28 protein-coding genes are annotated in these 26,880 nt (G+C 68.4%); 15 read left to right on the forward strand and 13 right to left on the reverse strand.

Going from position 1 to position 26,880, the window contains the following annotated elements; translation table 11 throughout:
- The first annotated feature begins 116 nt into the window (after window positions 1-116).
- The 5 genes from urtB to ACFV2O_RS00025 are packed head-to-tail and all read left to right on the forward strand — an operon-like array spanning window position 117 to window position 4,383.
- Complete coding sequence (gene urtB / locus ACFV2O_RS00005) at window positions 117-1,001, forward strand: urea ABC transporter permease subunit UrtB (protein WP_379248979.1); 885 nt, start codon at window positions 117-119, stop codon at window positions 999-1,001.
- On the forward strand, window positions 998-2,137 hold the full coding sequence (urtC, locus tag ACFV2O_RS00010) for an urea ABC transporter permease subunit UrtC (RefSeq protein WP_379248981.1): 1,140 nt from the start codon (window positions 998-1,000) through the stop codon (window positions 2,135-2,137). Before urtB ends, urtC begins: the two co-directional genes overlap by 4 nt.
- Window positions 2,134-2,988, forward strand: coding sequence for an urea ABC transporter ATP-binding protein UrtD (urtD, locus tag ACFV2O_RS00015; RefSeq protein WP_355071744.1), 855 nt, complete (start codon window positions 2,134-2,136; stop codon window positions 2,986-2,988). The genes urtC and urtD overlap by 4 nt, the downstream gene beginning before the upstream one ends.
- Window positions 2,981-3,673 carry an urea ABC transporter ATP-binding subunit UrtE gene (urtE, locus tag ACFV2O_RS00020; protein ID WP_355071742.1) on the forward strand — a complete coding sequence of 231 codons (693 nt, stop codon included), beginning with the start codon at window positions 2,981-2,983 and terminating at the stop codon, window positions 3,671-3,673. The genes urtD and urtE overlap by 8 nt, the downstream gene beginning before the upstream one ends.
- An 8-nt stretch (window positions 3,674-3,681) precedes the next feature.
- On the forward strand, window positions 3,682-4,383 hold the full coding sequence (locus ACFV2O_RS00025; protein WP_379248984.1) for a GntR family transcriptional regulator: 702 nt from the start codon (window positions 3,682-3,684) through the stop codon (window positions 4,381-4,383).
- Between the two features lie 4 nt (window positions 4,384-4,387).
- On the opposite strand, the gene ACFV2O_RS00030 is transcribed toward ACFV2O_RS00025, so the two are convergent.
- Window positions 4,388-5,260 carry an NERD domain-containing protein gene (locus tag ACFV2O_RS00030; protein ID WP_356962705.1) on the reverse strand — a complete coding sequence of 291 codons (873 nt, stop codon included), beginning with the start codon at window positions 5,258-5,260 and terminating at the stop codon, window positions 4,388-4,390.
- Between the two features lie 228 nt (window positions 5,261-5,488).
- Here ACFV2O_RS00030 and ACFV2O_RS00035 point away from each other — a divergent pair, with 228 nt between their 5' ends.
- Window positions 5,489-6,022 carry a carboxymuconolactone decarboxylase family protein gene (locus tag ACFV2O_RS00035; RefSeq protein ID WP_379250080.1) on the forward strand — a complete coding sequence of 178 codons (534 nt, stop codon included), beginning with the start codon at window positions 5,489-5,491 and terminating at the stop codon, window positions 6,020-6,022.
- Here ACFV2O_RS00035 and ACFV2O_RS00040 read toward each other — a convergent pair.
- Window positions 6,019-6,795, reverse strand: coding sequence for a TetR/AcrR family transcriptional regulator C-terminal domain-containing protein (locus ACFV2O_RS00040; RefSeq protein WP_379248986.1), 777 nt, complete (start codon window positions 6,793-6,795; stop codon window positions 6,019-6,021). The genes ACFV2O_RS00035 and ACFV2O_RS00040 overlap by 4 nt on opposite strands.
- A gap of 128 nt (window positions 6,796-6,923) precedes the next feature.
- On the opposite strand from ACFV2O_RS00040, the gene ACFV2O_RS00045 reads away from it, so the two are divergent.
- A complete protein-coding gene (locus ACFV2O_RS00045; protein ID WP_379248988.1) occupies window positions 6,924-7,301 on the forward strand; it encodes a VOC family protein in 378 nt (125 codons plus the stop codon).
- A 174-nt stretch (window positions 7,302-7,475) separates the two neighbouring features.
- Here ACFV2O_RS00045 and ACFV2O_RS00050 read toward each other — a convergent pair whose 3' ends face one another.
- Window positions 7,476-8,327 (reverse strand): SDR family oxidoreductase, encoded by an 852-nt coding sequence (locus ACFV2O_RS00050; RefSeq protein WP_364424486.1) that lies wholly within the window; start codon window positions 8,325-8,327, stop codon window positions 7,476-7,478.
- Between the two features lie 96 nt (window positions 8,328-8,423).
- Between ACFV2O_RS00050 and ACFV2O_RS00055 the strand changes: the two genes are divergently transcribed.
- Both ACFV2O_RS00055 and ACFV2O_RS00060 read left to right on the forward strand, forming a co-directional pair.
- Window positions 8,424-8,822 carry a helix-turn-helix domain-containing protein gene (locus tag ACFV2O_RS00055; RefSeq protein ID WP_356962711.1) on the forward strand — a complete coding sequence of 133 codons (399 nt, stop codon included), beginning with the start codon at window positions 8,424-8,426 and terminating at the stop codon, window positions 8,820-8,822.
- 36 nt (window positions 8,823-8,858) lie between these two features.
- A complete protein-coding gene (locus ACFV2O_RS00060; RefSeq protein ID WP_379248990.1) occupies window positions 8,859-9,287 on the forward strand; it encodes a PPOX class F420-dependent oxidoreductase in 429 nt (142 codons plus the stop codon).
- Window positions 9,288-9,665: 378 nt separating this feature from the next.
- Here the strand turns inward: ACFV2O_RS00060 and ACFV2O_RS00065 are convergent, their stop codons facing one another.
- From ACFV2O_RS00065 to ACFV2O_RS00075, 3 genes are all read right to left on the reverse strand, one after another.
- Window positions 9,666-10,373, reverse strand: a complete 708-nt coding sequence (locus ACFV2O_RS00065) for a polysaccharide deacetylase family protein (protein ID WP_379248992.1) — start codon at window positions 10,371-10,373, stop codon at window positions 9,666-9,668.
- Between the two features lie 126 nt (window positions 10,374-10,499).
- A complete protein-coding gene (gene lpdA, locus ACFV2O_RS00070; RefSeq protein ID WP_379248994.1) occupies window positions 10,500-11,903 on the reverse strand; it encodes a dihydrolipoyl dehydrogenase in 1,404 nt (467 codons plus the stop codon).
- A gap of 73 nt (window positions 11,904-11,976) precedes the next feature.
- Entirely contained in the window at window positions 11,977-12,951 is a 975-nt protein-coding gene (locus ACFV2O_RS00075) for a membrane dipeptidase (protein ID WP_355071725.1), read from the reverse strand.
- 222 nt (window positions 12,952-13,173) lie between these two features.
- Between ACFV2O_RS00075 and ACFV2O_RS00080 the strand changes: the two genes are divergently transcribed.
- On the forward strand, window positions 13,174-13,716 hold the full coding sequence (locus tag ACFV2O_RS00080; RefSeq protein ID WP_379248996.1) for a hypothetical protein: 543 nt from the start codon (window positions 13,174-13,176) through the stop codon (window positions 13,714-13,716).
- A gap of 33 nt (window positions 13,717-13,749) precedes the next feature.
- Window positions 13,750-15,807, forward strand: coding sequence for a prolyl oligopeptidase family protein (locus tag ACFV2O_RS00085; protein WP_379248998.1), 2,058 nt, complete (start codon window positions 13,750-13,752; stop codon window positions 15,805-15,807).
- Window positions 15,808-15,828: 21 nt separating this feature from the next.
- Here ACFV2O_RS00085 and ACFV2O_RS00090 read toward each other — a convergent pair whose 3' ends face one another.
- From ACFV2O_RS00090 to ACFV2O_RS00100, 3 genes are all read right to left on the reverse strand, one after another.
- Window positions 15,829-16,686, reverse strand: coding sequence for an alpha/beta fold hydrolase (locus ACFV2O_RS00090; RefSeq protein ID WP_379249000.1), 858 nt, complete (start codon window positions 16,684-16,686; stop codon window positions 15,829-15,831).
- A gap of 48 nt (window positions 16,687-16,734) precedes the next feature.
- A complete protein-coding gene (locus tag ACFV2O_RS00095) occupies window positions 16,735-17,367 on the reverse strand; it encodes a TetR/AcrR family transcriptional regulator (protein WP_355071720.1) in 633 nt (210 codons plus the stop codon).
- A gap of 308 nt (window positions 17,368-17,675) precedes the next feature.
- Window positions 17,676-18,500 carry an HAD-IIA family hydrolase gene (locus tag ACFV2O_RS00100; RefSeq protein ID WP_379249002.1) on the reverse strand — a complete coding sequence of 275 codons (825 nt, stop codon included), beginning with the start codon at window positions 18,498-18,500 and terminating at the stop codon, window positions 17,676-17,678.
- A gap of 54 nt (window positions 18,501-18,554) precedes the next feature.
- Between ACFV2O_RS00100 and ACFV2O_RS00105 the strand changes: the two genes are divergently transcribed.
- Window positions 18,555-19,238 (forward strand): ZIP family metal transporter, encoded by a 684-nt coding sequence (locus ACFV2O_RS00105; RefSeq protein ID WP_355071716.1) that lies wholly within the window; start codon window positions 18,555-18,557, stop codon window positions 19,236-19,238.
- A gap of 13 nt (window positions 19,239-19,251) precedes the next feature.
- Here ACFV2O_RS00105 and ACFV2O_RS00110 read toward each other — a convergent pair whose 3' ends face one another.
- Window positions 19,252-19,572 (reverse strand): helix-turn-helix transcriptional regulator, encoded by a 321-nt coding sequence (locus tag ACFV2O_RS00110; RefSeq protein ID WP_355071715.1) that lies wholly within the window; start codon window positions 19,570-19,572, stop codon window positions 19,252-19,254.
- Window positions 19,573-19,672: 100 nt separating this feature from the next.
- Between ACFV2O_RS00110 and ACFV2O_RS00115 the strand changes: the two genes are divergently transcribed.
- Window positions 19,673-20,791 carry an MFS transporter gene (locus ACFV2O_RS00115; protein WP_379249005.1) on the forward strand — a complete coding sequence of 373 codons (1,119 nt, stop codon included), beginning with the start codon at window positions 19,673-19,675 and terminating at the stop codon, window positions 20,789-20,791.
- A 60-nt stretch (window positions 20,792-20,851) separates the two neighbouring features.
- Here the strand turns inward: ACFV2O_RS00115 and ACFV2O_RS00120 are convergent, their stop codons facing one another.
- A complete protein-coding gene (locus ACFV2O_RS00120; protein WP_355071711.1) occupies window positions 20,852-21,304 on the reverse strand; it encodes a MarR family transcriptional regulator in 453 nt (150 codons plus the stop codon).
- Between the two features lie 122 nt (window positions 21,305-21,426).
- Here ACFV2O_RS00120 and ACFV2O_RS00125 point away from each other — a divergent pair, with 122 nt between their 5' ends.
- Window positions 21,427-22,425 carry an SMP-30/gluconolactonase/LRE family protein gene (locus ACFV2O_RS00125; protein ID WP_379249007.1) on the forward strand — a complete coding sequence of 333 codons (999 nt, stop codon included), beginning with the start codon at window positions 21,427-21,429 and terminating at the stop codon, window positions 22,423-22,425.
- A gap of 75 nt (window positions 22,426-22,500) precedes the next feature.
- Here ACFV2O_RS00125 and groL read toward each other — a convergent pair whose 3' ends face one another.
- Both groL and ACFV2O_RS00135 read right to left on the reverse strand, forming a co-directional pair.
- Window positions 22,501-24,126, reverse strand: coding sequence for a chaperonin GroEL (groL, locus tag ACFV2O_RS00130; RefSeq protein ID WP_355071708.1), 1,626 nt, complete (start codon window positions 24,124-24,126; stop codon window positions 22,501-22,503).
- Between the two features lie 212 nt (window positions 24,127-24,338).
- Window positions 24,339-24,632, reverse strand: coding sequence for a hypothetical protein (locus tag ACFV2O_RS00135; RefSeq protein WP_355071706.1), 294 nt, complete (start codon window positions 24,630-24,632; stop codon window positions 24,339-24,341).
- A 189-nt stretch (window positions 24,633-24,821) separates the two neighbouring features.
- Between ACFV2O_RS00135 and ACFV2O_RS00140 the strand changes: the two genes are divergently transcribed.
- Window positions 24,822-26,879 carry an NAD(+) synthase gene (locus tag ACFV2O_RS00140; protein ID WP_364424508.1) on the forward strand — a complete coding sequence of 686 codons (2,058 nt, stop codon included), beginning with the start codon at window positions 24,822-24,824 and terminating at the stop codon, window positions 26,877-26,879.
- The last annotated feature ends 1 nt before the right edge of the window (window position 26,880 follow it).

A 26,880-nucleotide genomic window follows, 5' to 3' on the forward strand; every position in this document is an offset into this window, starting at 1 on the left:
GGGGCCGCGGTTTCCGCTACTATGTAGAACGGGGGGGGCGCCAAAAGGCTAGCAAAAAGAGGGCCGCGAACACCCAGTGCCGCAGGCGCTGGAGAAACAAACACAGGAGCCTTCCCATGGATGTTGTGATCGGACAGCTCTTCACCGGGCTGAGTCTGGGATCCATTCTCTTGCTCGCCGCACTCGGTCTCTCGCTGACGTTCGGTCAGATGGGCGTGATCAACATGGCGCACGGCGAGTTCATCATGGCCGGTTGTTACACCACTTATGTTGTGCAGAAGGTGATCTCGTCGGCGGGCGTCTCGCTCGTCGTCTCCTTGCTGATCGGTTTCCTCGTCGGCGGACTGTTGGGCGCCGCGTTGGAGATGGGCCTGATCCGCTGGATGTACGACCGGCCGCTGGACACCCTGCTGGTCACCTTCGGTGTCGGGCTGGTGCTGCAACAATTGGCCCGCGACATCTTCGGCGCACCCGCCAAGAACGTGATCGCGCCGGAATGGCTCAGCGGCGGCGTCACGATCCTGGGCGCGGTGGTGCCGAAGACGCGCATCTTCATCCTGGTCCTCGCGGTGGTCGCGGTGACCGCGCTGGCCGCGGTGCTCAAGACGACGCCGCTGGGCCGCCGTATCCGAGCGGTGGTGCAGAATCGCGGCCTGGCCGAAACCTCCGGCGTATCCAGTCGTTTCACGGATATCAGCACGTTCTTCATCGGCTCGGGCCTGGCGGGCGTGGCCGGTGTGGCGCTGACGCTGATCGGCTCGACCAGCCCGACCATCGGCCAGAGTTACCTGATCGACGCGTTCCTCGTGGTGGTCATCGGCGGGCTCGGTCAGATCAAAGGCACGGTGATCGCGGCGTTCGCGCTCGGGCTGCTCAATTCCTACATCGAATACTCGACCACCGCGTCCATCGCGAAGGTCATCGTCTTCGTCGTCATCGTGATCTTCCTGCAGGTCCGCCCGCAGGGTCTGTTCACCGTCCGGACAAGGAGCCTGGCATGACCACGCTGATACAACGGTGGCGCGCACACTCCTCGCTCGGCGCGCTGGCCGGATTCGCCGTCGCCGCCGTTCTGTTGTTCGCGGTCGCGCCCGCCCTGCTCAGCGATTTCCGGCTCAACCTACTTGCGAAGTTCCTGTGCTTCGCGATCGTCGCGGTCGGCATCGGATTGGCTTGGGGCCGAGGCGGAATGCTCACCCTGGGACAAGGTGTGTTCTTCGGCATCGGCGCCTACATCATGGCCATGCACCTGCAGATGGCCGACGCCGCCCGGCTGGGCAACGACGTGCCGGAGTTCATGGAGATCGCGGGCATTCGCGAATTGCCCTCGTTCTGGAAGCCGTTCGCGTCGGCTCCGGTTGCGCTGATCGGCATCCTCGTGCTGCCCGCTCTGATCGCCGCGGTGCTGGGCTACGGCGTCTTCAAGCGCCGCGTGAAGGGCGCCTACTTCGCCATCCTCAGCCAGGCGCTGGCCGCCGCGCTGGCCATCCTGCTGACCGGTCAGCAGAGCATCGGCGGGTTCACCGGCCTGTCGGATTTCCGCGCGTTCTTCGGGTTCAAGCTGTCCGACCCGGTCAACCGGCGCATGCTGTTCTTCTTCGCCGCGGCCGCGCTGCTGGTGGTGGTCGCGCTGGTGCGGCAGTTGATGCACAGCCGCTACGGCGAGTTGCTCGTCGCGGTGCGCGATCAGGAGGAACGGGTACGTTTCCTGGGCTACGATCCGGCGAACGTCAAGATCGTCGCCTACGTGGTCGCCGCGTTCTTCGCGGGCATCGCAGGCGCGCTGTTCACCCCGATCGTCGGCATCATCTCCCCCGCCGACATCGGCGTCGTCCCGTCCATCGCGTTCCTCATCGGCGTCGCGATCGGCGGCCGGACCACGCTGCTCGGGCCGGTGCTGGGCGCGATCGGCGTGGCGTGGGCGCAGACGGCGCTGTCGGAGGAGTTCCCCTCGGGGTGGACGTATCTGCAAGGCGTGCTGTTCATCGTGGTGGTCGGTTTCGTTCCGGCGGGTCTGGCCGGATTGTGGCCGATGCTGAAAGGCCTGCTGGACAACAGGCGTTCCGCGCCGGCACCCGCGACGGTGGTGGTCGAGGCGCTGCCGGAACCCGCGACGGAGAAGGTGGAATCGCGATGACCGAGACGACGCACGAACCGAAGCTCGGCGGCAACGCAGGCATGTCCAGCGAGTACCTCGAGATCCGCGGTCTCTCCGTGAGTTTCGACGGTTTCAAGGCCGTCACCGACGTCGATCTGACGGTGTTGCAGGGCGATCTGCGCTTCCTCATCGGCCCCAACGGGGCGGGTAAGACGACGCTCATCGACGCGATCACCGGACTGGTCCCGGCGACCGGCTCCGCGCAGAAGACCGGCGTGGAACTGCTCGGCCAGAAGGTACACCGGATCGCCAGGCTCGGTGTCGGGCGAACGTTCCAGACCGCGAGCGTGTTCGAGCAGCTCAGCGTGCTGCAGAACCTCGACATCGCCGCGGGCGCCGGCCGTTCGGCGCTCACCATGCTGCGCCGCCGCAAGACGGTGCTGCCCGCGATCGAGGAGGCGCTGGAGACCACCGGCCTTGCCGACCTGCGCGACAAACCCGCAGGGGTGCTCGCACACGGGCAGAAGCAATGGCTGGAGATCGGCATGCTGCTGGTGCAGAACGCGTCGGTGCTGCTGTTGGACGAACCGGTGGCCGGGATGAGCGCCGAGGAGCGCGAGGAAACCGGCAATCTGTTGCGCCGCATCGGCGGCGACCGGGTGGTCGTCGTGGTCGAGCACGACATGGATTTCATGCGCGCCTTCGCCACCTCGGTCACCGTCCTGGCCGGCGGCAAGGTGCTCAGCGAGGGAACCGTCGAACAGGTGCAGGCGGACCCGAAAGTCCAGGAGGTCTACCTGGGCACCGCAGCGGCCGTCGGGACCGAGCTGGAGGACGCGTCGATCGCGCCGAGCCCGGAGTCACCCCAGAAAGGGGACAGTGATGCTTGAACTCACGGATATCCACTCCGGTTACGGCCGCACCGAGGTGATCCACGGCGTCTCGGTGACCGTCCCGGACGACAGCGTGGTCGCCATCATGGGGCACAACGGCGCGGGGAAGACCACGTTGCTGCGCACCGCCGTCGGGCTGATCGGCACGAAGTCGGGCCGGATCGAGTTCGACGGGGAGACCATCACCAAACTGTCGCCGTCGCGCCGCGTGCGCCGCGGGATCGCGTATGTGCCGCAGGGACAGCAAAGTTTCCCGCAATTGACCACAGCGGAGAATCTGCAAGTGGTCGCCGACGGCCGCAAACGGGGCAAGGCGTTGATCGATGAATCGCTGGACCTGTTTCCCGCGCTGCGCGAGCTGCTCACCCGGAAGGCGGGCCTGCTGTCCGGTGGCCAGCGCCAGCAACTCGCCATCGCGCGGGCGCTGATCACCGAGCCGAAGCTGCTCATCCTGGACGAGCCGACCGAGGGCATCCAGCCGTCGGTGGTCGCCGAGATCGAGCGCACCATCATCGATCTCACCCGGCGCGGCGGGCTGAGCGTGCTGCTGGTCGAACAGCACATCGGCTTCGCATTGCAGGCGGCGCAGCGCTACTACGTGCTGCGATCGGGCCGGGTGACCTCCACGGGCGCGGGTGGGGCGGGCGCCGAGCGCGAAGTCCGCTCGGCGATGGCGATCTGAGCGCCGCCGTGGCCCGCGACAGGGGCCGGATTCCGTTGCGCGAGCAGGTGTACGACTCGTTGCGCCGGGATCTGGCCACCGGAGCCATCGTGCCGACCGAACGGCTCGGCGAAGAACGCCTCGCCGAGGCGTACGGCGTGTCGCGCACGCCGGTGCGCGAGGCGCTGGCGCGACTGCAAGCGGACGGACTGGTCGAGCGGCTCGCCGACGGCCTCTACCCGTACCGTCCCCGGCTCGACGAACTCGATCACCTCTACGAGTTGCGGCTCGTACTGGAAGCCAGGGGCATGCAACGCGTGGCCCCGCCCGGCGAGGCGCCCACGCACGATCTGGATCTCGTGCGCACAGAACTCGACACCTGGCGCGCACTGCGCGACGCTCCACCCGAACCGGGCCCCGCGCTGGTGGCCGCCGACGAACACTTCCACACCACCCTGCTCGCAGCCGCGGGCAACGCCGCGCTCGCCGACGCGCTCACCGCCGTGCACGTCCGGGTGCGTCCGGTGCGCACGCTGGACATGCCGACTCCGGAACGCATCGCCACGATGACCGCCGAGCACATCGCGATCGCCGAACACCTGGTGTCCGGTGCGGTGGACGCGGCGTTGGCGACGCTCACCGCCCATATCGACACCTCGCGAACGCACGTGCTGGCCCGAGCGCAGTACGCCATGCGCCTGACCAAACTGGGCCGTGCCGTGCGGGATTGACCGTTCAGCAGTGCTGCTGGAAGGGGTAGCACTGGGTGGGCCGGTACGCCGGCGGCGACGGCGTCGGGCTCGTCGTGCCGGTCGCCGGGATCGGCTGGGCCGAATCGTGCGCCAACGCGGTGGCGATCACGCCGAGCACGAACAGGACCCCGACAACGGCGATCACGATGACGGACCAGCCCGCATAGGCCTGGCTTTTCGTCGCGACGCCCGCCGTCGGCTCGACTCGCGGCTTCGGTGTGCGCGGGATGGTGGTGACCGGTTCCGGCGCGTTCTCCTCGAAGCCCGCCTCGAGGAGCTCCGCGCGGGACGGCGCGATTTCCGCCAGGCCGAGCGCGCCGCACGCGCCGATCACCCGGTCCGCGGTCCAGTCGCGCGGTCCCGCGGAGAAACCCTCCAGGTAGATGCGTAGTTCGGTCGCGTCGGTGACATTCCCGACGACCACGTCCAACCCCGGACGCAGATTCGTGCGCGCCGGGCGCACCACGGCGCCGCGGAAGGGGACGAGCACGACGGCGCCGCTGATGTGTCCCGGGTCCTGCAACGCGCGCTGGAGCATGTGCTTGACCGCGTAGATGCCGTGTTCCACGCGCTCGGCGGGGCTTCCGTTCTCCGGGTCGTCCAGCTCCACCGGCGCGTCGCTGATCGTCCACGGCCCTTCGGCCGGTGTGCTCAGGATGCCGCTCTGCCTGCGCTGGAACCCGTGCACCTCCAGCACGGTCAACCCGCGCGGGGTCCACACCACCGCGTCGACACGCCGGTTGTCCGCCTCGAGATCTATCACGGCGAGGCCGGTCGTCGGATACGACCGCAGGCACGCGACGAATTCCCGCTCAGCGCCGGACAGCTCCGCTCCCGGCCTGATCCTCACCAGCATCTTTTCCCCTGACGACCTGTTGTCCACACCTGACGCCGCGGAAACGCGCTGCGGCCGCGGCGACCCGCACCGGTACTGATGATGACGGGGTACCCCGCTGAAAACCACTGGAAAGCAAAAGAATGGTGGCGCGCCGGGCGGGATACTGCCAAGTAGGCTCTCATCTCGGTCGGCACCGACGCCGGCCGCACAGACCACGCGGAGGTGGCAACCGGCATGGTTTCAGCGCTGCAACCACGCATCTCGCCCGGACGGCTCCGGGAACTCGGGGCGCTCAATTGGGTTGTCTGGCAGGTGCTCTCCCGCGCCGCGGGCACCCACGACGCCCATTTGTTCAGCACGCTGGGCCGCACCCGCGGCCTGTTCCGCGGTTGGCTGCACTTCTCGGGCAAGCTCATGCCAGGCGGGCGGCTGCCCCGCCACGAGTCCGAGCTGGTCATTCTCCGGGTCGCACACCTGCGCGGGTGCGAGTACGAGATGGACCATCACATCCGGCTCGGCCGGCGCGCCGGGGTGACGAGCGAAATCCTGGAGCGGCTGCGCAAAGGCCCCGAGGCGGCGGAGTGGTCGGACAAGCACCGCGCGCTGCTGGCCGCCGTGGATCAGCTGGTGGAGACCCGTGACCTCGACGACGACACCTGGGCCGAGCTGGCGAAGCACTACGACGAGCGCAGCCTGATCGAGATCGTCCTGCTGATCAACCAATACGACGGGCTGGCCGCCACGATCACCGCCCTGCGCATCCAACGCGACGGCCTCTAGTCGGACGGGCCCTCGATACGGCGGGCCAGACCGTCCAGCACCAGCGTCAACCCGAATTCGTAGGCATGGTCGGCGCTGTAGGCGGCGTCGTGCGCCTGGCCCGCGGCTGTCCCGACGCGCGCGGCGAGCGGGTACCGCCGCGCGTCGAAGACCTGCGCCAGCACCGGCGCGGCCCGCTCCCACCACTGACCGTCGGACATGGCGCTGTCGGCCGCCGCCCGCGCGCTGTCGATGGCGATGCGGGCGACGGACGTGACGAAGCCGAGCACGAAGGTCAGAGCGGCGTCCATCGCCAGGTCGTCGAGGCCGAGGTCCGCGAAGGCCTCCAGCTCGTGGTCGTATTTCGCGGCGAGGCCCGGCCCGAGTGGTGGCCGGGTGGTCGGCAGATACGCCACCCACGGATGACGGGCCAGCAGGGCGCGGTTCTCGGCGGCGATCCGGGCGACCCGCTCGCGCCAGGGCAGACCGGTGAGGTCGGCGCGCTCCATCCGCGCGTACACCGTGTCCAGCATCAGGTCGATCAGTTCGGATTTGCCCGGCACATAGGTGTAGGTGGCCATGGGGGTCAGGCCGAGCCGGTTGGCGACCGCACGCATCGTGACCGCTGCGATTCCCTCCACGTCGGCGATCTCGATCGCGGCGGCGACGACCGCATCGACGCTGCTGCGCTGTTTCGGCCCCCGGCCGGTGCCCGGCTCCGACGGAATCCGCCACAGCAATTCCAGCGTGCGCACCGGGTCACCGGCGCCGCTGCGCTCCTTCGGCTGTCTCATCGCTCGCCTCCTCAACCGCCTCGCTTCCCGATGGTATCGATGTGACGCACCTCATAATGCGCGCCGCCCATCAACTCCGTACAAAGTACAGTGTACTTAGTACGGAGTTTTGCCGCCGAGGAGGGCCCATGCACATCACCGCTTCCGCCATCTCGCTCAACGTCCCCGACCCGGCCGCCTCGGCGCGGTTCCTCGTCGAGCACCTCGGCTTCGAGGAGAAGATGTCGGCCGACGGGTTCGTCTCGCTGGAGCGCGGCGACGCCGGACTGAACGTCATCTACCTGCGCACCGGACTGGCGAGCTTCAAACCGCGGAGCGCGGCGGGCAGCGCGGGCGAAGGCCTGCTCGTCGTCTTCGTCGTCGACGACATCGATGCCGAATACGCCCGGCTGCGAGCCGAGGGCGTGCCGATCGTGACGCCCATCGAAACCGAGGAGTGGGGCGAGCGGTACTTCCAGATGAGCGATCCGAACGGGATCATCATCCAATTGGTGCAGTGGGTCTGAGTTGGTTTTCCAGGCCTTCGGCGCTGGGTGTTCGCAGCCCCGTTGTGGCTCGCGTCCGAGCGACCGCCGCTGGCGACTTCGCCGCGGACGCGGCGGTCATTCGGATGCGAGCCGGGCCGCGAACAGCTCATGCCCGGTCTCGCTTCGCTCCTGCCCGGAGCGGCTCGGATGGCGTCAGGCGAGCGCAGCGCGGAAGACGTCGACGGCGGGAGTCGCCGGGCGGCCGAGCAGTCGCGCCAGGTCGCCGGAGCGGACGTCGAGGATGCCTTGTGCGATACCGGCGTCGGCGTCGGCGAGTGCCTCGGCGAACTGGGCGGGCAGTCCCGCCCCGGTCAAACCGGCCGCATAGTCGGCCTGCGGAAGGTTCTCGTAGCGCACCGGCTTGCCCGATGCCTCCGAGATCGCCTCGGCCAGTTCGGCATAGGTGAGCCGGTCGTCGCCGCCGAGTTCGTATACCCGGCCCGCGTGGCCGTCGGTGGTCAGCACCCGGGCGGCGGCTTCGGCGTAGTCTGCCCGCGCCGCGCCCGCCACGCGACCTTCACCCGCCGCGCCGTGCAGCACGCCGGACTCCACCGCGTGCGCCAGACCGCCCAGGTAGTTCTCCCAGTACCACCCGTTGCGCAGCACTGTGTGCGGCACAGCCGATTCGGCGAGCACCGCTTCGGTGCCCTTGTGTTCCTGCGCGAGAATGAGCGGATTGTCGGTCGCGCCGGGAATGCTGGTGTAGGCGAGCAATTCCACACCGGCCCGCTCAGCGGCGCGAATGACGTTGGTGTGCTGCGCCACGCGCGCGCCGAACTCGTTACCGGAAACCAGCAGCACCCGGTCGACACCCGCGAGCGCCCGGTCCAGCGCGGCCGCGTCGTCGTAGTCGGCCTGCCGGACGTCCACGCCACGCTCGGCCAGGTCGGCCACCTTCGCCGGGTCGCGCACGATCGCCACGACCGGTGTCGATCCCACCTTCAACAGCGCGTCCACTACGAGCCGGCCGAGCTGTCCACTGGCCCCGGTCACCGCGACGGTCATGACTACCTCCAAGTTCGGCATGTTCGAATAGCACTAACTATTCGTAAGCACTATGCACCTTGTAGCCACTATGGTCAAGTTGGGTACTATCGAAGTATGTCCACCCAGCGCATTGCCTCGGCGGACGCCGACGATCCCACGCTGGAAGCCGACGTCTTCGCCCGGAACTGCACGTCGCGGCCGGTCCTGCAGAACGTCGCCAGTCGTTGGGGCACGCTGGCGCTCGTCGCGCTGCGCGAGGGGCCGTACCGGTTCAGCGCCTTGCGGCGGCGGGTCGACGGCGTCAGCGAGCGCATGCTGTCGCAGACCCTGCAGGCCCTGGAACGCGACGGCATGGTGCACCGCGAGGTGCAGGAAACCATTCCGCCCCGGGTCGAGTACACCCTCACCGACCTGGGTGTCGAGGTGGCCGACCGCTTGGAGGCGCTCATCCGGGTACTGGAAACCAACATGCCGCGCGTGCGCGAGGCGCAGGCCGCCTACCACCGCGACTGACGGGAAGAGACCAGCGTCACCGCGGGTTACACGGGCATGGAACTCGCCGCCGCAGTCGATTTCGCCCGCGACCACCGCAGGTCCGTACTCACCACGATCCGCCGCAACGGACGACCGCAACTGTCCAACGTGCTGCACGTCGTGGGCGCGGATGGCCGCATTCGCATCTCCATCACCGCCGACCGGGCGAAGTACTACAACCTCGTCCGGGACCCGTGGGCGGCGCTGCACGTGACCCGCGACGATTTCTTCGCGTATGCCGTCCTCGAAGGCACGGTCGAACTCACCCCCGTCGCCGCCGAGCCGGACGACCCCACCGTCGACGCACTCGTCGACTACTACCGCACCGCCACCGGCGAGCACCCCGACTGGGACGAATACCGCAACGCGATGGTCACCGACCGCCGCGCCTTGGTGCTGTTCACCCCGACTCACGCCTACGGCATGCTCCCGGCCGCCGGGTAGCCGAACGAATCCTGCGCCACGAACACCGACGCTCCGGCGCATCGCCTCCGTCGGCGCCTGCGGCCGCGCGGGCATAGCCCACTTGCCCCGCACAAGGCGAAGCACGGCGGCCCGTCCGGCTACCCGAGCCGGGCCGAGAGCGCCCACGACTGGGTGGCCAGAACAGACGCCGGATCGGGGCGTGGGCGCGCGTAGCAGTAGCGGATACGCCGTGCCCCGCCCCACCTCGCGGCGGCTGATGCGCACCGCCGACCGGACCTCGCCGCGCCGACCGATCGGCCCCGGCTCCCGGTCGGCGCGGGCTGCGAAATCCGCCGTCGCCCAGCAGCCCCGCGCATCGACCGCCGTCGACGACGGCCGTGCGCCGGGCCGTTCGGATCAGCGGGACATGAGATCGGACACCGTGACGAATTGGTATCCCGCGGCACGCAATTCGGTGACAATGCGCGGGATGGCGGCGATCGAGGGCTCGGCGTTCCCGTGCATGACATGCAGCAGAACGATCGACCCGGGGCGGACCTTGCCGAGCGTCTCGGCGACGATGTCGTCCGCGGTCACGCCCGCCCGGCCGGAATCGGGCTCGACGTCCCAGGTCACGGTGACGCGGTCGTGCTCGGCGAGGTAATGCGGCAGCACCCACAACTTCTTGCCGTAAGGCGGACGGAAGGTGATCGGGCCCACGTAGCCCGTCTGCATGATCTCGGCGTCCGTGCGCTCCACTTCGTCACGGACCGTGCCGGGCGTCACGAAGACCATCCGCCGATGCGAATAGGTGTGATTGCCGATCTCGTGGCCCGCCGCGGCGATCGCCCGGCCGTACTCCGGGTGTTCGGCGAGATCACGCCCGTTCAGGTAGAAGGTCGCCGGAATCTGCGCGTCGGCGAGGACTTTCAGCACCTCGGGCGCGCGATCGGACGGCCCGTCGTCCAAGGTCAGCGCGACTACCCGCGCGTCGGTATCCACCCGGCTGACCACGTGACCGGCCAACTGGAAGGTGCGCGCCTTCATCAGGTAGAAGGTGCCCGTCCCCAGCAGCACCACCACGACGAGCACCGGCACACTTCCGATCAGCCACCTGCGAAACATGCACGCTGTATAGCAGAACGCTCGCACCGATGCCGACCGCCGACGGCCCTACCGGCGCGGAAACCTTTGCCGGACAGCGAAAAAGGGCGTGCGATCATCGACCGCACGCCCTTCGACGCGAAGGGATCAGAAGTTGATCATGTGGCCGGCCAAGCCGTGGAAGGCTTCCTGGAGGGCCTCGCTGAGCGTCGGGTGAGTGTGGACGTTGCGGGTCAGCTCGTTGACCGTCAGGTCCCACTTCTGCGCGAGGGTGAGTTCGGGCAGCAGTTCGGAGACGTCCGGGCCGATGAGGTGCCCGCCGATCAGCTCGCCGTACTTGGCGTCGGCGACGAGCTTGACGAAACCGGTCGGGTCGCCGAGGCCGTGGGCCTTGCCGTTCGCGGTGAACGGGAAGGTCGCGACCTTCACGTCGTAGCCCTCGTCACGGGCCTGCTGCTCGGTCAGGCCGAAGCTGGCGACCTGCGGCTGGCAGAAGGTGGCGCGCGGCATCATCCGGTAGTCGCCGAGGGGAACGGTCTCCGCACCCGCGATGGTCTCGGCCGCGACCACGCCTTGGGCCTCCGCGACGTGCGCGAGCTGCAATTTCCCGGTGACGTCGCCGATCGCGTAGATGTGCGGCACGTTGGTGCGCATGTAGTCGTCGATCCCGATCGCGCCCCGATCGGTGACCACGACGCCCGTGGTCTCCAGGCCGTAGCCGTCGACGCGCGGGGCGAAGCCGACGGCCTGCAGCACCTTGTCCACGGTGACGGTCTCGATCGACCCGGTCTTGTTGTCCTTGATCGCGACGGTGACCTTGGCGCCGTCGTCCTCGATGGACTGCACGGCCGCACCGGTGGTGATGGTGATGCCGAGCTTCTTGTACTGCTTGGTGATCTCCTTGGAGACGTCCGCGTCCTCGTTCGGCAACGCGCGATCGAGGAACTCCACGATGCGCACGTCGACGCCGTAGTTCTTCAGGACGTAGCCGAACTCCATGCCGATCGCGCCGGCGCCGACGATGAGGATCGAGCCGGGCAGGTCACGGGTGAGGATCTGCTCCTCGTAGGTGACCACGTTGGCGCTGAGCTGAGTGCCGGGCAGCAGCTTGGTGACGGTACCCGCCGCGATGATCGCGTTGTCGAAGGTGATCGACTCGGCGCCGCCCTTGGTGAGCTCGACCGAGAGCGAGTTCGGGCCGGTGAAGGTGCCCTTGCCGTCGAACTCGTCGATCTTGTTCTTCTTCATCAGGAAGTGGACGCCCTTGACCCGGCCGTCGGCGACCTTGCGGCTGCGGTCGAAGGCGACCCCGAAGTCGAAGTTCACCTCACCGGAGATGCCGAAGGTCTTCGCCTCCTTGGTGAAGATGTGGGCGAGCTCGGCGTTGCGCAGCAGCGCCTTGGACGGGATGCAGCCGACGTTGAGGCACACACCACCCCAGTATTTCTGCTCGACGATCGCTGTTCGCAGGCCGAGTTGAGCGGCGCGGATCGCGGCGACGTATCCGCCGGGACCAGCGCCGAGAACGACGACATCGTAGTGGGAAGTCACGACCCGAGCCTAACTCCGCAGCGGGTAGTTCACCCACCCATCCCCCACCACAGTGAGGCGTGGGCCACACCCGTCAGCTACGCCAGACCTGACGGGCGACGCGGCGGAAGTTTTCACCGAAGATCGCGGCTCGGTCGGCGGAGGTGAAGCCGCGCTGGGAGAGGGCCGCGTCGAGGGTGGGGACTTCGGAGGGGCCGAGGAGGTCTTCGGGTGGAGTCCAGTGGAGGGGCCCCCATTGGGTGTACGCCTCGGAGAAGGCCTCGGGGTTCTGCTGTAGTTCGGCGTTGAAGTCGTCGGCGTCGAAGGAGTAGTCCGAACCTATGCCGATGTGTTCGATCCCGACGAGCTCGACGCCGTACTCGATGTGGCGGGCCATCGCCGCGATCCGCTCGGCGCGCTCGTGGGGCGCGTTGCGGCCGAGGAAGATGCCGACGCCGTTGATGCCGATGACACCGCCGGTCGCGGCGCAGGCGCGCGCTTGGTCGTCGGTGATGTTGCGCGGATGGTCCCACAGCGCGGCGAAATTGGAGTGGCTGTAGATCATCGGGACGACGCTCAGCTCGGCCAGCTCCAGCCCGGTGCGCCGGGAACAGTGCGAACCGTCGGCGAACATGCCGACTTCGTTCAACGCGTGAACGAGATCGCGCCCGTAACCGGTGAGCCCGGTGTCCTCGGTGTCCAGGCAGCCGCAGCCCGCGGCGTTGGCGTGGTTGTAGGCGGGCAGCAACGACCGCACGCCGAGGTCGTAGAAGCGAGCGACGTTGTCCAGGTCGCCGCCCAGCGGCCCAGCATCCTCCAGATCGAAGGCCAGCGCGATGGTGTCCGCGGCCCCGATGTCCGCCACGGTCTCGACGAGGCGGAACCGACCGTCCGCCATGGCATCCCGGCGGAATCGATCCAGCAGCGCCATGGAGTCCGCGGTCGATTGCCGGGAGTAGCCGACGTTCACCGACAGATACGATCCGGCCGGGTAGCGCGCGAGGTCGCCGATGCGCGCGGCGGGCGACAGCGGCAGACAGCAGTGCTGTTCCCAGAGAAAGGGTGGCAACCTCGAACCTCCTGGTCGGATCCAGCCTCGGAGCAGCGATCCTACTGTTGGCGCCGAGCGAGCACAGGCGCGCAGCGAACGCCGAGCCGCCGTGCCGCCGCGCCGTGACCTAGTTGCCGCGACCGCCAACACTTTTCGCCCTCATCCGCCGGTAACGAGGCATCCACCTGGACCGATGCATGTTATACATCAATCCCTCCTGTGCCCGAAGGCGGTGCGACCATGCGTCGCTTGCTTCTCCTGTTCGTCTCCTTCGTGACCCTCGCCGGTCTTTTCGTCGCCCCCGCCCCGGCTTCCGCCGCCCCGGAGTGCGCCTCCGGCTGGGGTTCGATACCCAAGGTGAGCCGAGCCCGGACGCTCACGCCGCTGACCGGGATCCGCGCCGGACGGCACGACTGCTTCGACCGCTTGGTACTCGACATCGCCGGTCCGGTGACCGGTTATCACGTCGGCTACGTCGAGCGAGTGGTCATGGATGGCTCGGGCGCACCCGTCGCGCTGCGCGGCGGCGCGTTCCTGAGCATCGCCGTCTACGCCCCGGCCTACGACGACGCGTTCAGCCCCACCTACACCCCCGCGAATCGGGCCGAACTCGCCGACGTGCGGGACTACCGGACCTTCCGCCAGGTGGCCTGGGCCGGTTCCTTCGAAGGTCAGACCACCGTCGGATTGGGCACGCGCGCGCGATTGCCGTTCCAGGTGTCCACCCTGGCCGGGCCGGGCAGCGGATCGCGCATCGTGATCGATGTAGCGCACTCCTGGTGACCCCGCGCCGCGCGGCTCGGCAACAATGTGGGGATGAGCGGCGTTGAGCGGAATGTGACCGATCCCTACCTCTGGCTGGAAGAAGTGACCGGCGAGCGCGCTCTGGACTGGGCTCGCGCGCACAACACGGTCGTGCACGCCCGGTTCGCCGACTCCGATCGCTTCCGCGACCTGGAGCGGCGCATCCTCGACATGCTCGACACCGACACCAAGATCGCCTACCCGTCCCGCCGCGGCCCCTGGCTCTACAACTTCTGGCGGGACGCCCAGCACCCGCGCGGCCTTTGGCGGCGCACCACGTTCGCCGAGTACGCCGAGGACGCGCCGGACTGGGACGTGCTGATCGACCTGGACGCGGTGGCCGCCGACGAGGACGAGAACTGGGTGTGGGGCGGCGCGGCGGTGCTGCGCCCGGAACAGTCCCGCGCGCTGATCAGCCTGTCGCGCGGCGGCGCGGACGCGAAGGTGGTCCGCGAGTTCGACATGGAGCGCAGGGTGTTCCTCGATCCGGCCGATGGCGGGTTCTTCCTGCCCGAGGCCAAGTCGGAGATCCGCTGGATCGACATCGACTCGGTGTACGTGGGCACCGACTTCGGCCCCGGCACACTGACCGATTCGGGATATCCGCGCATCGCGAAACGCTGGCGGCGCGGTACCGCGCTGGAGGAGGCGACCACCGTTTTCGAGGGCGAGAGCGGCGATGTCGCCGTCTCGGCGGGTTACGACCGCACGCCGGGTTACGAACGGCACTACGTCGGCCGCGCCACCGACTTCTTCAACGAAGAGGTCTACCTGTTGGAGGACGACGGCGCCCTGCGGCACCTCGACATCCCCACCGACGCCAGTGAGTCCTGGTACAAGGACTGGCTGCTGGTGCGGCTGAAGTCGCCGTGGGAGGTCGGCGGCAGGAGTTATCCCGCGGGCGCGCTGCTGGCCATCGACTTCGAGAAGTTCCTCTCCGGCGCACGGGAATTCGAGGTGATCTTCACCCCGGACGCGCACACCTCGCTGCACGGCTACGGCTGGACCGAGAACCACCTGCTGCTGGTCACGCTCGAGGACGTGCAGACCAAGCTCTACGTGCTGACGCCGGGATCCGACGGCTGGCGCCGCGAGCCGCTTGCCGATACCCCGCCGATGGCCACCACCAGCGTCCTCAATCTCGACCCGCTGGAGAGCGGCGACGAGTTCATGCTCAACACCAGCGGCTTCACCACCCCGGCGACGCTGCTGGCCAGTGCCGTCGGTGGGCGCACCGAGCGGCTCAAACAGGAACCCGGATTCTTCGACGCCGACGGGGTGGAGACCGAGCAGTTCTTCGCCACATCCGACGACGGCACGCCGGTGCCGTACTTCGTGATCCGCCATCGCGACCGGAAGGACGCGCCGGGGCCGACGGTGATGTCCGGCTACGGCGGTTTCGAAGTGTCCCGAACCCCCGCATACAGCGGCGCGTCCGGCATGGGCTGGTTGGAGCGCGGCGGGACGTGGGTGATGACGAACATCCGTGGCGGCGGCGAGTACGGACCGCAGTGGCACACCTCGGTGCAGAAAGCGAACCGGCACAAGGTTTACGAGGACTTCTCCTCGATCGCGAAAGACCTCGTCGCGCGCGGTATCACCACCGCGGACCAGCTCGGCGCGGTGGGCGGCAGCAACGGCGGACTGCTCATGGGTGTGATGCTGACCCGCTACCCCGAATTGTTCGGCGCCATCGTCTGCCAGGTGCCGCTGCTGGACATGAAGCGCTACCACCTGCTGCTCGCGGGCGCTTCGTGGATGGCCGAGTACGGCGACCCGGACAAGCCGGAGGAATGGGAGTACATCGGCAAGTACTCGCCCTACCAGAACGCGCGCGCCGACCGCGCCTACCCGCCGATCCTGCTCACTACCTCGACCAGGGACGACCGGGTGCACCCCGGCCATGCCCGCAAGATGGCCGCCCTGCTCGAGGAGCAGGGCCACGAGTTCTGGTACCACGAGAACATCGAAGGCGGCCACGGCGGCGCGGCCGACAACAAGCAGTCGGCCTTCCAGGCGGCGCTGATCTACGAGTTCTTCACCCAGATGCTGATCGAACGACGCGGCTGACGGATCGACGCGGAGCAACGCTCAGCGGTCGCGCAACCACTTCTCGATCTGGTCGACGGTGCTGGTGTACTGCCGGATCCAACCGTTGTGACCTAACGGTTCCGGCTGGCGCCAGCGCGTCACCTCCGCGTTGGGCAGTTTCTCCAGCAGGTGCTCGGCGGAGCTGGGCGGGGTGAGGTCGTCGCCGGTGATCGTGATGGACAGCACCGGGAGTTTCAGCCGCGCGATGCGCTCCTCGTAGTCGATGTCCGCGCCGACCGGAACGAACCTGCCGGTGCGCGCCAGCCGGGCCCAGTCGGAGATCAGCACTTTGGACTGGCGGCCGAAACCCATCGAGACACGGTCACCGGGCCAGAAGCCGGCCAGGTTGGCCGTCAGCGAGATCGCCGCGGTGCCGACCAGCATGCCCGGCCCCGAAAGTCCCCGATAGCCACGGTAATAGGGGGTGCCGGAGGCGACCAGGATCAGCCCGCCGAGCCTGCCACGGACGCGCGCGGCGTACATGACGCCGAGCTGGCCGCCCATGCTGTGACCGAGCAGGTACGGCGTGCAGTCCGGGAACTGCTCGCGGACCACCTCGAAGATCGCCGGGAAGTCCACCGAGACCAGTTCGTGGTAGCCGAAGGTGCTGGCGGAGCTCGGCTTCGGCCTGCTGTCGCCGTTGCCGCGCAGCTCGCCGATGGCCACGTCGAACCCGCGCGCGGCCAGTCCCGAGGCGAACAGTTCGTAGTAGCCCCCCGGAACGCCGAGCCCGGGCACGATCACCAGCACCGGTCGCGGCGTGTCCGGACCCACCGCGTGCCGGTGCGGGCCCCCGGCGGGGATCAACCGCACCGGGACCGTTGTGCCGTCCGGCATCTGGATCGGAACTGTTTGCATCCCCGCACGTTACCGTGCTCATCGCGCCCGATCCCGCAGGCCGGGACGCTATGCGCGGACCGCGCCGATGATCACCCTGCTGAGCACCCGGATCACGTCGTCGAGCGGCGGGCGCGGCTCCGCGCCGCTCCACGAGTCGACCACATAGTTGACACCGCCGATGATGGCGAGCATCCGCATTTCGTAGTCGCCCGCGGGTATCTCACCGTGCAGGGCGGCGTCTTCGGCGGCGCCGGCCAGCAGCGAACCCCACTCCCGGCGCACCGCGAGACGGAACTTTTCCACCTTCGGGCCCGCGCCGACCACTTCCACCAGGGCGACGCGCGCCTTGCGCGGATCGGAACCGATGGATTCGACGTAGGCGCGAACCGCGGCGTCGATGACGTCCAGGGCCTTCGCGCCGGACTTCGCGTCCAACGCCTTCTTCACGGCGTCCCGCGACTCCCGGTCGATCTGCTCGTACAGCTCTAGGAGCAGGGACTCGCGACCGGTGAACTCCTCGTAGAACTGTCGCGAGGAGAGTCCGGCGTCCTTGCATATGGCGCCGACCGAACTGTTGGCGTAGCCGTCCCGCGCGAAGACCGTCAGGCCTGACTCCAGAAAACGCGCACGCCGCTGACGTTGCCGGTCCTCCACGGGTTGCCCGGCATACATTCGACCCGTATTCGCATCCTGTGACATTGGGGCAGACAATACAGAAGGGCCCGAACTCATCGTCACGGATCGGGCCCTTCGTTACAACCCTCGACCAATCTATGGTTAGCCGAAAGTTGGCTGAGCAGTTGCTACCTCATCAAATGGTCGCCGGACAGAAGCCCGGCGACCATAGTAGCTTGCGCACAAGCACTCTTTTCCACGGATCGAGCATTCGGCAACTCCGATCTGGGCCGTAGGAGATTTCTTGTCACTGGCTATTTGCCGGAACAGACGATACCTAGCAGCGTCGCGCTTGCGGGCAATTTTAGAGGGAAACTGTAGAATTTTTTGTTTCATTCCGATTCGTCGGTTACGGCGAGTTCGCCGGCTCCCACCGAACCGCCCAGCAATTCCGGCAGATCGACCACGGAATCGATGACGTGATCCGGCGCGCGGTCGGCCGACGCCAGCACGCCCGGCCGGAATTTGCCGGTGCGCACCAGCACGCCGGTCAACCCGACGTCCTGCGCCGCAAGCACATCCGAGTACAGATCGTCACCGATCATCACTACCTCCGCCGGCTCGAGGCGCATCAGCCCCGCGGCGGTCCGGAAACCGGGGGCCGCGGGCTTGCCCACCACCTCGATGCGGGCATTGCCCGCCGCCTCCAAGCCGGGCAGATACGCCCCCGCGTCGATACGCAATCCGTCCGCGGTCGCCCAGGTCAGTCCGCTGTGCATGGCGACTACGGGCACGCCGTCCAGCATCAGTTCCGCCACTCGACTCAGTGCGGCATGGGTGAATTCCGCTCCCGCGCCGCCGATCACGACCACGTCCGGACGTTCCTCGTCGAGCCGGAGACCGGCGAGGTCGGCATCGATGTCGCCGTGGTTGAGCACCCAGACGGCGGCGCCGGGGTAGCGCCCGCGCACGAACTCGGCGGTGAGTCTTGCGGCGGTGACGATCTCGGCGGGTTCGACCTCGATACCCGTGCCGCACAGGCGTTCCGCGATCTCGGCACAGGTACGCGAAGTGGTGTTGGTCAGAAACGCCCGGCGCAGTCCGCTCTCCCGGATCCGGCGCACCGCTGCGGCGGCGCCCGCGATCTCCCGCCAGGAGGTCACCAGGACGCCGTCGATGTCGTAGAGCACGCCTCGGATCCGGACGCGGTCAGGCATGGCTTCAGCGTACGACCGACCCGATGGCCCGGCATGCCGACTTAGGGTGTTCCCATGATGAAGGCGCTGCTCTACGGACTCGGCACGGCCGTACCGCTGGTCTTGGGCGCTGCCATCGGGTCGCGGTGGCAACTGCCCAAGGCGGTGCTCGCCTCCCTGATGGCCTTCGGCGCGGGCACGATGATCGCGGCGGTGTCCACCGAGCTGTTCGAGCCCGCCTTTCGCCAGAACGCGACGATCGCCGCGATCGCGCTGCTCGCGGGCGCGGGGGTCTACGTGGTGGCCGATCACCTCATCGAGAACAAGCTCGGTCCCCGCGCGCTCGGCTGGGCGCTGATGCTGGGCGCGGTGCTGGACGGCGTCCCGGAGAACACGGCGCTCGGCGTCACACTGACCGGTGGCGGCGGACTGGTGCTGCTGGTGGCAGTGGCCGTGGGCAACGTGCCCGAGGCGATCAGCGGAGCCGCGCTGATGCGCGACCAGCACGGCGTGGCGCGGCACCGCGCCCTCTGGCTGTGGACGGCGACCGGCGCGGTGCTCGTACTGGTCACGATGCTCGGAAACGCGTTGTCGGACAACTTGTCCGAGACCCACATCGGCGCGGTGCAAGCGTTCGCCGGCGGTGCCACGATCGCGGTGCTGGCCGACTCACTGATGCCGGAGGCCTACCGAGAAGGCGGCTGGTGGGTCGGAATGGCCACGGCGGCGGGGTTTCTCGTGGCTTTCATCTTGCGCTGACCGGCGGCGGTCGTCAGCGCCGCGCGCCGCTGATGACCGCGTCCAGCAGGCCGGGGAAGCGCTGATTCAGATCTTCGCGCCGTAGCGCGACCAGCCGATTGCGGCCGGAGACGAACGTCATCGTGACGCCCGCGTCCCGCAGCACCTTCCAGTGGTGCGAGGCGGTGGCCGCCGTGATCTCCACGTCGAACTCTCGGACATTGCAGCTCAACGGTTCCCGTTCCCCGGCGAGCGCGCGCACCAGTTCCAGGCGCACCGGGTCGGCGAGCGCGCTCAGCACGCGGACCAGATCGATGTCGGCGGTACTCGGCTGCGGCAGCGTACGCATCTCCATTCCCCGATCATTTGACAACGATCGAATTGTATCTCACGCTCATCCTATGATGTTTCGACAACCATCAAATAATCTTTACCGGTCGCTCCTCCCGCTCGCCGTGGGCACTTTCGTGCTCGGCACCGACGGCTTCGTACTCAGCGGCCTGCTTCCGCTGATCGCCGCCGATCTGCACGTCTCCGTGTCCACCGCCGGGCAGCTGACCACGATCTTCGCCTGGACCTACGCCATCGCCGCACCGCTGATCGCGGCGGCGACCGGGTCCTGGGATCGCCGCGTGCTGCTCGGTGGCGGCGCCGCGCTCTTCGTGGTCGGCATGATCGGGCAGGCCGCCGGGGAGAGCTTCGGCGTCATGGCCGCGGCGCGCGTCGTCGCGGCCATCGGGGCGGCGGCCTTCCAGGCCAACGCGTACGCCGTCGCCGGCGTCGTCGCCGATGAAGCCCATCGGGGGCGGGCACTGGCGATCGTGACGGCGGGCATCACGCTGTCCAGCGTCGCGGGCGTGCCGATCGGCATCTTCGCCGAGCGCTGGATCGGCTGGCGCGGCGTGCTGTGGGGCATCGCGCTCGGCGGAGCCATCGCCGCGCTGCTGGTATTGCTACTGCCACGGGTGACCCTGCCGAGCACGGGACTGCGCGCCCGGATCGGCGTGCTGACCCGTCCGCCGGTGCTGCGGGTGCTGATCGTGACGACAACGCAGATCACCGCCGTCTACACCACCATCGTCTACCTGCCCGTGGTGGTCGCGGCATCGGTGCCGCAGAGCATGCTCGCCTGGCTGTTGCTGGCCATGGGCATCGGCCAGGTGATCGGCAACGCGCAGGCCGGGCGGGCGGTCGACCGCTACGGCCCGCAGCGCACGCTGACGGTGGGACTCGCGGGCGCACTGATCGGCCTCGCGCTGCTCGGCGTGGCCGTCCATGTCGCGTGGGCGGTGTTCGTGGTGCTCGCCATCACCGGGCTGTTCGGTTCGGCGATCCTGGTTCCGCAACAGCATCGGCTGTTCGGCATCGCCCATGACGCGCCCACCGTCGCCCTCGGCCTGAACGGATCGGCCATCTATCTCGGCGCGGGCATCGGATCGATCATCGGTGCGACCGTGCTGGATTCCTCCGGCAGCCAGTGGCTTCCGTGGACCTCCACGCTCATCGCATGCCTCGCCCTCGCCCTCGCCCTCCAGAAGACCCAATCCCCCACCAGGGCTCCAGTTCCGGCATGAGCTACCCGTCGCAGGGATCGGGCGGGGCACTCGCCATACCGCGTGCCCCGCTACCGGCGACTAAGCGGCAGGGCCGGGGCGGATCGAGTCCAATCGGTCGGCACAGCGAGTCAGCAAGTCCTGCAAGGAGGCTCGCTCGGCGTCGGTGAATTCTTCGGCCAAGGCGCGTTCGACTCGGACGGCGCGGGCGTCCGCGTCGCGCATGACGGCCGCGCCCTTCTCGGTCAACGTGGTCTCCAGGACGTTCTTGTGCCACGGGTGCGGGGTGCGCTCGATGAGCCCGCGGTCCTGCAGATTGCCGAGCACGGTGTTCATCGAGGGCGGGGTGACGCCGCAGAGCCGGGCCAGGGCGGCGGCGGAGATACCGGGATTCTCGGCGAGGAACAGCAGTGCGGCGTATTGGGGCACGGTGACGCCCGCCGGTTTCAACGCGGCGTTCTTGGCCGTATTGAGGGACTGCTCGGCCCGTTTGAGGTACGAGCCGATCCGTTCGGCGGCGGGCATCGACGTCATAAGCGCATGGTATCCGCACGTCTTCTTGTTTCAGTCTTGACTGATATTAGAGTTCTAACTTAAATTCGAGCCGGATTCTTGATGTGAGCACTTTTGAATGCATGATCTCTAAGAGGTAATCGATGCCCCACGCACTACCCCTCCGCCTGCTGTCGAGCCTGGCCGCAGCCAGCGCCTGCCTCCCGCTCGTCGCCTGCGGCACCAGCGACGAACCGAACACTGCCGTCCACACCGCCTACGAGCTGCCGGGCGACCGGGCCTACCCCGAGGGCATCGCGGTGGACGCGCGGACCGGAGACAGCTACGTCGGCTCCTACACCACCGGCGCCGTCTATCGCGCGACGCAAAACGCGCACCGAGCCGAGGTTTTCCTGCCCGAAGGCGCGAACAGCCACAAGACCGCCAACGGCTTGAAAGTCGACGCGGCCGGACGGCTGTGGGTGATCGACTCGACAACCGGCGTCGCGGTGTACGACATCGCGACCCGCGCGCTGCTCGCCGACTTCACCGTGCCCGGAAGCGAGCCCCGCTTCGTAAACGATCTCGCCATCACCCCGGACGGCACGGCGTATCTGACCGACAGCACACGTGCGCTCGTCTATCGCGTGACACCTGATCAACTGGCCGCCGCCAGAGCGCAGGGTGGGCGAGCCGAGCTGACCCCGCGGTTCGACCTGCACTCCGCGCTGCCGCCGATCGAGCCGGGCGGCTTCAGCCTCAACGGCATCGTCGCCGATCCGGCAGGCCGCTATCTGCTCACGGTCGACATGCCGCGCGGCGACTTGTACCGCATCGCGTTGACTCCGGACCCGAATCCGATCCGCAAGGTGGCCTTGCGCGGTGGCGATCTGCGTCAGGGCGACGGACTGGAACTGCGCGACGACACCCTGTGGGCCGCGCACAACACGACAAACACCATCAGCCGCTGGACCCTCTCCGACGACGGCGCCACGGCCACGCTCGCGCAGCAACGCACCAACGAAGCCCTGTCCATCCCCACCACCCTGGCCCGTGCCGGTGACCGGATCCTGATCGTCTCCTCCCAATTCGACAAGGGCGGCCCGATGGGCCCCGGCACCCCGAAGACGCCTTTCACCGTCGTCACTCTCGACGGAATCTGACCCGGAACGCCGGAAGCCGGCCCACCTCGCGGTGGACCGGCTTCCGGTTCGAAATGTGTTGCCGGGTGGCCGGACTCAGAAGTCCATGCCGCCCATGCCACCGGTCGGGTCGCCGGCGGGAGCGGCGGCCTTCTCCGGCTTGTCGGCGACAACGGCCTCCGTGGTCAGGAACAGAGCCGCGATCGAGGCCGCGTTCTGCAGCGCCGAACGGGTGACCTTGACCGGGTCGGCGACACCGGCGGCCAGCAGGTCCTCGTACTCGCCCGAGTCGGCGTTCAGGCCGTGACCCGCGGGCAGGTTGGCGACCTTCTCGGCGACCACGCCGGGCTCGAGGCCCGCGTTGAACGCGATCTGCTTCAGCGGAGCCGACAGCGCGACCTTCACGATGTTCGCGCCGGTGGCCTCGTCACCGGTGAGCTTCAGCTCCTCCAGCGCCGGAGCCGACTGCAGCAGGGCCACGCCACCACCGGCGACGATGCCCTCCTCCACGGCAGCCTTCGCGTTGCGGACGGCGTCCTCGATGCGGTGCTTGCGCTCCTTGAGCTCCACCTCGGTGGCCGCGCCCGCCTTGATCACCGCGACACCGCCGGCCAGCTTGGCCAGACGCTCCTGCAGCTTCTCCCGGTCGTAGTCCGAGTCGGAGTTCTCGATCTCGGTACGGATCTGCGCGACCCGGCCCTTGATCGCCTCCGCGTCGCCCGCGCCCTCGACGATGGTGGTCTCGTCCTTGGTGACGACGACCTTGCGCGCCTGGCCGAGCAGCTCGACGCCGGCGTTCTCCAGCGACAGGCCGACCTCTTCGCTGATGACCTCGCCACCGGTCAGGATGGCGATGTCGGCCAGCTGAGCCTTGCGGCGGTCACCGAAGCCGGGAGCCTTCACGGCGACCGACTTGAAGGTGCCGCGGATCTTGTTGACCACCAGGGTGGACAGGGCCTCGCCCTCGACGTCCTCGGCGATGATCAGCAGCGGCTTGCCCGCCTGGATGACCTTCTCCAGCAGCGGCAGCAGGTCCTTGACGGTGGAGACCTTCGAGCCGACCAGCAGGATGTACGGATCCTCGAGGACCGCTTCCTGACGCTCCGGGTCGGTGACGAAGTAGCCGGAGATGTAGCCCTTGTCGAAGCGCATGCCCTCGGTGAGCTCCAGCTGGAGACCGAAGGTGTTGCTCTCCTCGACGGTGATGACGCCTTCCTTGCCGACCTTGTCCATGGCCTCGGCGATCAGCTCACCGATGGACGCGTCGCCTGCCGAGATACCGGCGGTGGCGGCGATCTGCTCCTTGGTCTCGACCTCCTTGGCGGTGTCGAGCAGCTTGGCGGTGACGGCCTCGACGGCCTTCTCGATGCCGCGCTTCAGGCCCAGCGGGTTCGCGCCGGCCGCGACGTTGCGCAGGCCCTCGCGCACCAGCGCCTGGGCGAGCACGGTCGCGGTGGTGGTGCCGTCGCCCGCGACGTCGTCGGTCTTCTTGGCGACTTCCTTGACCAGCTCGGCGCCGATCTTCTCGTACGGGTCCTCCAGCTCGATCTCCTTGGCGATGGACACACCATCGTTGGTGATCGTGGGGGCGCCCCACTTCTTCTCCAGGACAACGTTGCGACCCTTGGGGCCCAGCGTCACCTTGACCGCGTCGGCGAGGCTGTTCAGACCCCGCTCGAGGCCGCGGCGGGCCTCTTCGTCATACGCAATTGTCTTGGCCATGGCGTTGTTGAGATCCTCCATGTGTATGGCTGACACACAGGACGACCGCCGGTTGGGTCGCCCCAGTTACGCTGGCCAGGTTCGGTGCCCGCGACGGACGACCGAGGGTGTCTAGGGAACCCGGTCTCACCGTCCCGACCTGGCACTCACAGGTCGAGAGTGCCAAAAGCATTTTTAGCACTCAGGGGTGCCGAGTGCAAGGTCCGCGCGGGCTAGGGGCGGTCGTCGACACGGAGCACCAGCGCGACGAACGCGTCGGTACGGCGTTCCTCCGGCGTGCGGGGCTCGCCGTCCTCGACGGTGACGAGCTCGGCGTCGTGCAGCAGCAACTCCGCCTCCACCCGCATGATCGCGCGAATGAACGGCGGGGCGACGTCGGGCGGCAGGTCGCCGTTCACCACGTAGCTGCCGTCCGGTTGGGACTCGGTGGACACATACGAAAGCGCGCGCAGCAGATCTGCGCGCCGTTCCCCCGCTATTAGGTCGGAATCCGTTTCATCCGCCATTGCTATAGCTTAGCCGCCAGTGGTTCACATCTTCGGCCGGACGATTCGCGCCGCCCGGCGCCGACGATGAAAGCGCAGGTCACAGCACCCCTCCTGGGGACAGGGTGAACTAGGCACCGCGCCGAGGCGGCCGGGGCGGCGTAGATTCCGGGTGGACCATGATCAACCTCAGCCCGGAAGGGGACGCGGGTGGACGACCTGCCGTTCGATTCGCTCTACCGGCACGGCTTCGCCCGGGTGGCGGTCGCGGTGCCCCGGATCCGGGTGGCCGACCCCGCCTACAACGTGGAACAGACCGTCGAGCTGGCCACGCAAGCCGCGGCGGCCGGGGCGGTGCTCACGGTGTTCCCCGAGCTGGGCCTCTCCTCCTACACCGCCGACGACCTGTTCCACCAGGACGCGCTGGACGCGGCGGTGGAGGCGGCGCTCGCCAGGGTGGTCGCGGCGAGTACGGACATCGACACGGTGCTCGTGGTGGGCGCGCCGCTGCGGGTGCACCACCGGTTGTTCAACTGCGCGATCGTGATCTGCCGGGGCATCGTGCTCGGCGTGGCGCCGAAGAGCTACTTGCCGAACTATCGGGAGTTCTACGAGAAGCGTCAGTTCGCGGCGGCGCGGGAGGCGCTGGAGGATCACGTCACCGTCGCCGGGCACCGGGCGCCGTTCGGATCCGACCTGTTGTTCCGCGCGAGCAATCTGGACGACTTCGTCTTCCACCTGGAGATCTGTGAGGACGGCTGGGTTCCGTTGCCGCCCAGCGGCTTCGCCGCGCTGGCCGGGGCGACCGTGCTGATCAACCTGTCCGCGAGCAACATCGTGATCGGCAAGGCGGACTACCGGCGGTCGCTGTGCACCTCGCATTCGGCGCGCTATCTCGCGGCATACCTGTACTCCGCCGCGGGGACCGGCGAGTCGACCACCGACCTCGCCTGGGACGGCCAGGCGTTGATCTGCGAGAACGGCGACCTGCTCGCGGAGGGCGAGCGGTTCTCCGATCATCCCCAGCTGGTCACCGCCGACCTGGACCTGCGCCGCCTCGCCGCGGACCGGCTGCGCACCACCAGCTTCGCCGACAACGTGCACGACCACCGCGACCGGCTGACCTCGCTGCGGCACATCGACGTGCGGCTGCCCGTCCCCGAGGCCCCGGTCGCGCTGGAGCGCGAGCTCGCGCGCTTCCCCTACGTCCCCGCCGACCCCGCCTTGCGCAACGAGCGCTGCGCCGAGGTGCACCACATCCAGGTGGAGGGCTTGAGCACGCGATTGCGCGCCACCGGCACGCAGCGCGTGGTGATCGGGGTCTCCGGCGGCTTGGACTCCACGCAGGCGCTGATCGTGGCGGCCAAGACAATGGACCGGCTCGGCCTGCCCCGGGAGAACGTGCTCGCCTACACCATGCCCGGCTTCGCGACCAGCACCAGGACCAGGACCGACGCGCACCGCCTGATGGCCGCCCTCGGCGTCACGGCGCGCGAGATCGACATCACTCCATCGGCGACGCAGATGCTGCGCGACCTCGGCCATCCGGCCGCCGACGGCGCGCCGGTGTACGACATCACCTACGAGAACGTGCAGGCGGGCGAGCGGACCTCGCACCTGTTCCGGCTGGCCAATATGCACGGCGCGCTGGTGGTCGGCACCGGCGACCTCAGCGAACTCGCGCTGGGCTGGTGCACGTTCGGCGTCGGCGACCACATGGCGCACTACAGCGTGAACGCGTCGGTGCCCAAGACGCTGATCAAGTACCTGATCGCCTGGGCGGTGGACACCGAGCAGTTCGGCGCCGAAGCGAACGAGGTGCTCTCGTCGATCCTGCGCACCGAGATCTCGCCGGAGCTGATTCCGCACGAGGACTCCTCCGCGCCGGCCCAGAGTTCCGAGGCGACCGTCGGCCCGTACGAATTGCAGGACTTCCACCTCTATTACCTGTTGCGCTTCGGCTACCTGCCCAGCCGTATCGCCTACCTGGCCTGGCACGCCTGGTCCGATCCGGCGACCGGCCGCTGGCCCGATCTGGTCCCCGCCGACCAGCGCAACGCCTACGACCTCGCCACCGTCAAGCACTGGCTGGGCGAGTTCCTGCGCCGCTTCGTGCAGACCAGCCAGTTCAAGCGCTCGACGCTGCCGAACGCGCCGAAGGTCGGCTCCGGCGGCTCGCTCTCGCCGCGCGGCGACTGGCGCGCGCCGAGCGACGCGTCCGCGGCCGCCTGGCTGGACGAGCTCGCCCGCAACGTGCCGGATGCCTGAC

Source organism: Nocardia sp. NPDC059691, assembly GCF_042733915.1.
Classification (GTDB): domain Bacteria; phylum Actinomycetota; class Actinomycetes; order Mycobacteriales; family Mycobacteriaceae; genus Nocardia; species Nocardia sichangensis.